The organism is Okeania sp. SIO2B9, from assembly GCF_010672505.1.
Lineage (GTDB): Bacteria > Cyanobacteriota > Cyanobacteriia > Cyanobacteriales > Microcoleaceae > Okeania > Okeania hirsuta.
In genome coordinates, this window is the sequence record NZ_JAAHGK010000145.1 from 1 (window position 1) to 8,763 (window position 8,763).

General features: G+C 43.9%; 2 protein-coding genes. One reads left to right on the plus strand and one right to left on the minus strand.

Annotation, left to right across the window (positions count from 1 at the left end):
- Window positions 1-208: 208 nt before the first annotated feature.
- Window positions 209-544, plus strand: coding sequence for a hypothetical protein (locus tag F6K13_RS07605; RefSeq protein WP_287287145.1), 336 nt, complete (start codon window positions 209-211; stop codon window positions 542-544).
- On the opposite strand, the gene F6K13_RS07610 is transcribed toward F6K13_RS07605, so the two are convergent.
- On the minus strand, window positions 507-8,495 hold the full coding sequence (locus tag F6K13_RS07610) for a hypothetical protein (RefSeq protein ID WP_287287147.1): 7,989 nt from the start codon (window positions 8,493-8,495) through the stop codon (window positions 507-509). The two genes, F6K13_RS07605 and F6K13_RS07610, sit on opposite strands and share 38 nt — an antisense overlap.
- Window positions 8,496-8,763: the final 268 nt, after the last annotated feature.

Here is an 8,763-nt window from a genome sequence, read left to right on the forward strand (position 1 = left end):
TTGCAAAACGTTCGAACGTTTCCGACAAATGCGTGAACGTTGTTGCAAAACGTTCAAACACTTTTGCAAAATGCTTGAGCAATTTGCTCGAACGTTTGATTCAAACGGCGTTCCATAGGGTTTATTATAACGCCTGACAAAAAGGGCGACCGAGGGAACAAAAACCTTCCTCGGCCTGCACTCGAACGGGTTCCCCAACCTGTTCATCGTGTCCGGCCCGCAGGGCGGCGGTGGCAGCTTCAATTTCACCGACGCCATCGAGCAGCACGCCGACTACATCCTTTGGATGCTGACGAAGATGCGGGACGACGGCCTGGCCACCGTCGACGTGACCGAGGAAGCGGAACAGGCCTACGCCGACCACTGCCGCCGGGCCGACATCGCGACCGCGCCGCTCCGCGATTGCATTTCCTACTACAACGGTGAGGGCACGGCCGAGCCCGGCAGCCTGGCCTACTACGGCGGCGGCAACTGGCACAAGTGGCGGATCCGAGCCCAGGACGACCTCACCCCCTACATCTTCGAACCGGCACCGACCGGCTGAGGGGTGCAGCGCTCACAGCGATCGCCGGTGGGCCGACGGGCAACGGGTGCATCGCCCACCACCCGGCCTCCTCATCCCCATCGTTGCCGTCGTCGCGCTCGCTGCGGTCGCTCTGGGCGCCGCGTCGGCCCGCCCCGCCGACACACCCCCGACGGCCCAGGCCGCCGCCTGCAGCATCTCCACCCCGGCCGCCGAGTACGCGACGGCGGTGCAATCGTCGGCCGGCAAGTAAGTCGTTGCCTCCATTACCATTAATACTGTCGCTACCAGCACCTCCGTAAGCTTGGTCATCACCTTCACCTGCTGTGATTTCATCATCTCCTTCACCACCTTCAATATAGTCGTGACCAACTCCAGCATCTAAAGTATCATCACCTTCATCACCATAAAGTTGGTCTTCGCCTTTTCCTGCTGTAAGTTCGTCATCTCCTTCACCACCTTCTAGGTTGTCATCACCATCTCCAGCATCTAAAGTATCATTACCTTCCTCTCCAGAAAGTAAGTCGTTTCCTGTACCTCCCTCTAGTTGGTCATCATCATCCCCTCCATAAAGGTTGTCGTTACCCTCTTCTCCAGAAAGGATGTCTTTGCCTTCTTGACCATATAGTTGGTCGTTTCCTTCACCACCGTCTAATTCGTCATCGCCCTCACCTCCTTCAAGATAGTCGTTACCTGTACCTCCTTTCAGGGTATCGTTACCTTCTTGACCGTAAAGTTGGTCTTCGTCTGCTCCACCGTCTAATTCGTCATCGCCCTCACCACCTTCGAGTAGGTCATCTCCTTCTTTACCTAATAATAAGTCTGCTTCTTCTCCTCCTTCGAGTATGTCTTCCCCTTCTCCTCCATCTAAATAATCTCGACCAGACTGACCTAACAGATGGTCGTCTCCTGCTTCTCCATTGAGGTAGTCGTCTCCTTCTCCTCCATCTAGGTAGTCTTCTCCTTCTCCTCCATCTAGGCGATCGCCTCCTTCTTCTCCATACATGAAGTCGTCGTCTGCTCCACCGTCGAGTATGTCTTGACCTGTTCCTCCTTCCAGGATGTCGTCTCCTTCCCGACCGTAAATGCGGTCGTTGTCTTCGTTGCCTAATAGTTTGTCGTTGCCTGCTCCTCCGTCTAGATAGTCGCGACCTGTGTTTCCTTTGATTTCGTCGTCTCCTTCTTCTCCGTAGAGGCGGTCTTTGCCTTCGTTACCTTCGAGTGTGTCGTTTCCTGCTTCTCCATTGAGGTAGTCGTCTCCTTCTCCTCCATAAAGGCGATCGTCGTTGCCTCCTCCCCAGAGGTTGTCGTTGCCTTCTCCTCCTTTGAGTAGGTCTTTGTCTATTTGACCGAATAGTTCGTCGTTTCCAGCTCCACCATCAAGGGTATCTTTGTCAAAACCACCTTTGAGGAGGTCGTTGCCTTCTCCTCCAGAGAGGTTATCGTTACCTTGGTTGCCATAGATGCGGTCGTTGCCTTCTCCTCCTTCTAGTTGGTCGTTGCCCGATCGTCCTTCTAGGAGGTCGTCATCGCTTCCTCCATCAAGGTTGTCTTGACCTCCCATACCATAGAGTTGGTCATCTCCTGCTTCTCCTTGGAGGTTGTCGTCTCCGTCTCCTCCGTCTAGTTGGTCGTTTCCGGTTCCACCTTTGAGGTTATCGTTACCTGTTTCTCCTTCTAGGTTGTCGTTGCCTGCTCCTCCGTCTAGTTGGTCGTCTCCTGTTCCACCTTTGAGGTTGTCGTTGCCTGCTCCTCCAGAAAGGGTGTCTTTACCTGTTCCACCTTTGAGGTTGTCGTTGCCTTCTCCTCCGTCTAGTTGGTCGTGGTCTTTGCCGCCTTTGAGGAGGTCGTTACCTGCTTGACCTTCTAAGGTGTCGTTGCCGTCTTGACCGTAGAGGCGGTCTTCTCCTTCTCCTCCATCTATGAGGTCGTTTCCCCTTTTGGCTTTGAGTAGATCGTCTCCTCCTAAACCACTGAGGATATTGTTTTGTGCGTCGCCAATGAGTAGGTCTTCGTATTCTGAACCTTCGAGGTTTTCGATGTTGGTGAGGGTGTCTTTTTTGGCGTCTCCTGCCCAACCTTTACCGTCAAAGAGACTGACGTGAACTCGACTTTCGGAGGTGAAGTAGGAGGCGGTGTCGTTGTCGTTGCCTCCGTCTAGTTTGTCTGGGTCTTTGCCTCCCACAATGAAGTCGTTACCGTCTTCGCCTTTGATGTTGTCTGTTCCTGATTCGCCGAAGATGATGTCTTCTCCATCCCGTGCTTCTACAATGTCGTTACCTGTTCCGCTGTGGATGATGTTGTCTACTTCGTCTCCTGTAATGGTGTCGTTGAAGTCGGAACCGATGACGTTTTCTGTGTTTAATATTTGGTCTGTGCCTCCGAAGCCGTCGTTGGCTTGGTTTTCTTCAAGGTTGACGTTTACCTTGTCTGGGTCTCGGCGGTAGGAGGCGGTGTCGTTGTCGTTGCCTCCGTCTAGTTGGTCGTCTCCGGCGTTACCTACCATTATGTCATCACCTGCAAGACCTTCGATGCGGTTATCTTTTTCGTTGCCGATGAGAACGTCATTGAATTCTGAACCGATGATATTTTCGAGGTTTTTGAGAGTATCTATGGTGCCAAAACCGTCTTGAGCTGTGCCTTTTTCGATGGTAAAGTCTGGTTCGGTATCGGTGGGGATGGGTTTGTCGGTGACTATGGTTGTATGTTGATAGCCACCTGGGTTTTCGTAGTCTTGTTGTTCGTTGATATTGACTACTACTCCATTGGGTGAGTTGTCGTAACTGACTGTATCGTTGTCATCACCACCGTCGATGAGATCGTTACCTTGTTCTCCTTTGAGGAGGTCGTTGTCTGTTTGTCCGTAAAGTTCGTCGTCTCCTGCACCACCTTTGACGTCATCATCTCCTGCTTCGGCGGTGACTATGTTGGCGTCATCATCGCCTGTGATGTTATCGTTGAATTCTGAACCGACAACGTTTTCGATATTAAATATTTGGTCGGTGGCATCGAAGCCATCGGTAGCTGTGTTAGTGGCGAGGTTGACTTCTACTGCGTTGGGGTCGCGTAGGTAGCTGACTACATCTGTGCCTGCTCCACCGTCGAAGTTGTCGTTGCCTGCGTTGCCGATAACTAGGTCGTTGCCTGTTAAGGCGTTAATTTCGTTATCTTTTTCGTTGCCAATGAGAACATCGTCTGATTCTGAACCGATGATATTTTCTAGGTTGGTAAGGATGTCTGTTGTGCCAAAGCCGTCAGATGCTGTGCCTGCTTCAATGGTGAAGTTGGGTTCTAAGTCTATGGGGTTGGCATCGGAGGTGTCGTTGCTGTAGGTGTTTGTTTCATCGATATTTACGACTACGGCGTTGGGGGAGTTGTCGTAGTTGACTGTATCAATATCATTGCCACCATCAATAATGTCGTTACCTTGTTCTCCTGTGAGGAGGTCGTTACCAGTTTGGCCGTTCAGGTTGTCATCTCCTGCACCACCTTTAACGTTGTCTGCACCAGTGCCTGCGGTGACAATATTTGCTTCTTCATCCCCTGTAATGTTATCGTCGAATTCTGAACCGACAACGTTTTCGATGTTAAATATTTGGTCTGTGTTGCCGAAGCCATCGGTAGCTGTATTGGTTGCGAGGTTGACTTCTACTGCATTGGGGTCGCGTCGATAGCTGACTGCATCGTTGCCTTCTCCACCATCGAGGTTATCATTGCCTGCGTTACCAATAACAACGTCATTGCCTGAGTTGCCGTCAATGTCGTTATCTTTTTCGTTACCAATGAGAATGTCATCAAAACCTGAACCAATAATATTTTCTAGATTTCCAGAAACATCAATAGTTTCCTCAATGACTGTATTTATTGTTTCATCATAGGTTGCTCTAGTAGCAGTAAAATTAAAGCTATCTTCAGTACCAAACCCATCTTGAGCTGTGGCTGCGTCGATATTAAAGTTGCCTTCTAAGTCATCTATTGGGCCTGAGTTTTGATAACCTTGTGTCTCATCAATATTAACAACAACTGCATCGGGAGAGCTTTCATAACTTACAACATCAACATCTTCACCGCCACTAATTCTATCGTTACCCGCTTCTCCCTTGAGCAGGTCGTTGCCAGCATCTCCTAATATTTCATCATCACCCGTACCGCCGTCTAGTTCATCCTCTCCTGTACCCCCACTAATATTGTCGTTACCAGCACCACCATAAACTTGATCGTCACCCTCATCACCGAGAATAATATCGTTGCCAGCTTGGGAGTCATTGCTGTCTCCATAAAGTTCGTCATTGTCAGCACCACCATCTATAAAGTCGTCTCCAGCGCCGCCATCAATATTATCTATTCCTGCTTGACCAGACAGTTCATCATCCCCTTCACCGCCAGAAACATTATCGTTACCCTCTCCAGCATTAACAACATCTTGACCACTACCACCAGAGAGATTATCGTTTCCAGCTCGACCTAATATTCTGTCATCTCCACTATCTCCGTTGATGACATCATCTGCTTCACCACCAGATAAAACATCATCTCCTTCACCACCAGAAAATTCTACGGATATGGCAATATTTTCAACATCAATTTTGTCATCAAGTTTGCCACCATTAGCCTGAATATTATTCACTTCAGTGTAATCTTGAGAATAGCCAATAGCATTAACAGTTATTGTGTCATTGTTTGGATTCCCTGAACCCTTGAGAATAAATATCTCACCATCGTCAGTGGTATTGATAAATAACCGTAATTCCGCCCGTGGCCCCATATTTAATTCTAGAGTGCCACCACTAAAGGTTTCAGGACCTTCATTGGCTAATATGGGCTCGTGGTCAGGACAAGTTTCAATGCCAAATTCGGCTAGGGTAGTTCTGGCAAAATCTCCTTCCCATTTCTTACCAAAGGGAGGCCAGCCAACTCGAGCGTAATATCCGAGAAACGCATCTAATTGACCACCTATATCAAATAAGCAACCTGGGTGGGAGTCAAAAATAGCTTTGAATTCAGAGCCACGAATTTTACCGTCACTTATTCCTAAATCGTCACCAGATTCTCCTAAGTCTTCTAAGTCAACACTGATAGTTGCTTCAATACCACCGTTAACTTCGGCTTTGGCAATAACGACATCCAGACCTACTCCTGCTTTGAGCAGACCGCTGACTTCTAATTCTGGTAAATCTTCTGTGCCATTTCGATTATCACTAAAGAAAAAGCCATCAAAAATTTTCTCTATTTCATCAGATTCATATCCAGTGTCAGCCCACTGTTTTATTCCTTCAGAATCATATCCAAATCCTAGATTTAGTTTTGCTCCTATTTCACCTCCAAAAGATACGGCAATCGGACCTACAATAGGAAACGAACCGTCTATACCAAAGGAGAAATCAAATTCGGGAACTTTAAATTCAAAAAAGTCTACATTTTGCCCAGTCAATAATCCAATTGCTGAAGTGGGATTATCTAAAATTGGGAATGACAGAAATTTATCAATAGAGTCTTTGTTACTGAAGAATTCTGTTTGAGCTTGAAATTGACCAGAGCTTCCTGGATTTTTTTCTTCTAGTTGAGCTAGGGTTGCGTTAAATTCTTGTTCTAGCTCTGCGAGAGATTTCTTCGGTGCTGAAAGGGTTGCCTCTGCAATAGAAGTACCGGAAGTTATATCAAAGTCACCTAGACTAACATCACCAATATTAATTCCTACTTCGCCTGCATCTTTATCAGCTATATTAGACAATACGTTAATAAAATTAATAGCATCCAATGCCAAAGTAACATTTTTAATAGTTGGGTCATTAGAAAATTGATTAGCTAAACCGAGTAAGTTATGCTCATCACCTCCTAAGTTTAATGGTTTTAAAATGTCTATTGGTTCTTTGAGAAAATTTGTGGCTGCTTGAATGGGTTCAGTAATTACTTGAATTGGTTCAACAATTGGTTTGACAAAATCGCTGAGAAAGGAACCTAAAAATATATTTGTGTCATCAAAACTAACTTGAGGAATGGCATTATTTTCAGCAAAATTCCAACTAATATTCAAATCTGTACCAACTTTTGGTAGTGCTGCTGAGTCGCCAAGTTTTGAGACGATATTTAATTTTATATCAGCAGAAGCATTTGGTTCAGCATTAATATTAAATAAAGTTCCGCCTATTTCAGATAATGTTAATTTACCGTCTGAATTTGGGTCTGTTACATCTACAGAATAATCTGCATTTAGCTGACTTCCTTTATCTGTAATATCAACTAACAAAAATCCCATTTCACCTTCTGCTTTTAAGCCTGGTAATGAAGCATTCAGACCAATATCTAATTCTTTATCTGGAGAAGTATCCAGGAATAACCCATCATCTGATGTATAACCAAAACCTAAATTAAAGTCAATGCCTAAATCTACTTTTGCTTTCCCATCAGTTATTAATCCTAACCCTGGCAAACCAATGTCAGAAGCTAAGGAAGTTTCTAAAGATTTCTCTTGATTAAAATCAATATTAAAAGTGAAACCATTGGCAATATTACCAATATTAATGTCTTGTCCTAATAAGTCTTCTAGCCCTTCTTCAATTAATTGTTTTGGTTGTTCTAATACGTTGCTTAATAACCCTGCTAATGGGTCAACTAATTTGGTTTCTAGTTCTGAGAGAATATCTTCTAGCAAATTTTCTCCAGCTACACCTAGTTGATTAATTCCATCTTCTATTGCGTCTTGAAGTACCTCTGTAATTTCTGCTCCACTGGGTGGATCTAGTAGTGCATTCAGAATATTTTTGGGAATAGATTCCGGGATGTCTTCAATCTTATTTATACTAGGAATTGCATCAAGGAAAGCTTCACGAATTATATTCAGAGGTTCATCCAAAACTTCAGCCAATAACCCACTAAACTGACTTCGTAATTCTTGGCTAAATTCAGTTATTGCTATTTCTAATACTGCATCAACTGTGGGAATTTCTCCTTTAAATATTTCCGGATTTAAAGATGTTAAAAATTCTGAAATAGCTGTAGCTAGTACATCAGAAACAGCTTTATCGCTGTTAATTTCAGACTTCAATTTAGGAATTATTTCGTCTTCAAATTTTTCAGGAATGGCTGTAATATCTATCCCTGATTTCAGCACATCAAGCTGCTTTAGTGCATCAAACAGAACTTGTTTTACTTGGTCTGAAGATAAATTTACTAAGTCTTCTAACTGTTCTAATTGAGCTAAAATATCGTTGTTGAGGTCATTGAGAAATTTGGCTGCTTGGTCTGTAGATTTTTGCAATTCGTCGCCCAGTAGAGGCAATTTTGTAAATATTTGATTGTCAATTGCTGCTTGAATAACTGTTAAATATTCTTTTAAACCACTGGTTACTCCTTCTACTACCGTTTTAGCATCTTTAAGACCATCTAGAATGTCATTTATTGCCCCACTAACTGTGTCGAGAAGTTCCTTTACATTCTGTTCAATTTGGATTTGCTGTCCATCTATATTAACAAGTGCAGTATCATCCTCTGTTTTTAATGCTTGTAATTCTTGTTCGTTTAATTCTACACCTTGCACTAACTGAGCAAAAATATCTCCTTCATCTCCAGAAGTATCAACCTGATTAATTTCATAATCCACAAAATGCCCAACTTCTTCTAATAAAAGATTGGCGATCGCCTCCCCATTTCCCACATTCTGACTAATATATTCTGCTGCTAAATAAATAGTGTTATTCGCTCCGGCAAAAGCACCATTCGCTCCATTAATCTCTGCTGCGGAGCGAATATCAATTTTTGGCAACCATTCTAAATTTTCTCCTTCCCATTTCCTTCGCAAATCTTCTACTTTTTCTCGCTCAAATTGATTACCAAAAGCTACTTCAAATATTGGTAATAAACTGCCATCTGTAGCAATTACTTTCAAGCTTTCTTCTAAACTTAATAATCCTAAATTCAAAGCAGACATTTCAGACTCATCTAAAAGCTGAGTCCCTATTATTATATTATTCATGTTATTCTCCTTAGCCCTGCATCCAGAGCCGCTAGTTCTCAGGAGTCACCCTAATTATTTGTTTAGTACCAAATACAATTTATTACTCAACTACTAGCCTATGCTAAATCATCTCACCTAAAATTCGGTACTTTTTTAGGTAGCTCCCTGATTTTTACTGATAAATGTTATTTTTAGATTAGCATTATTTATCCGTATTGTTGCTATTATTATTTTAATTTTTATATAGTTTTATATAGAAAATTCTGATTTTTTGTAATAATTAGTT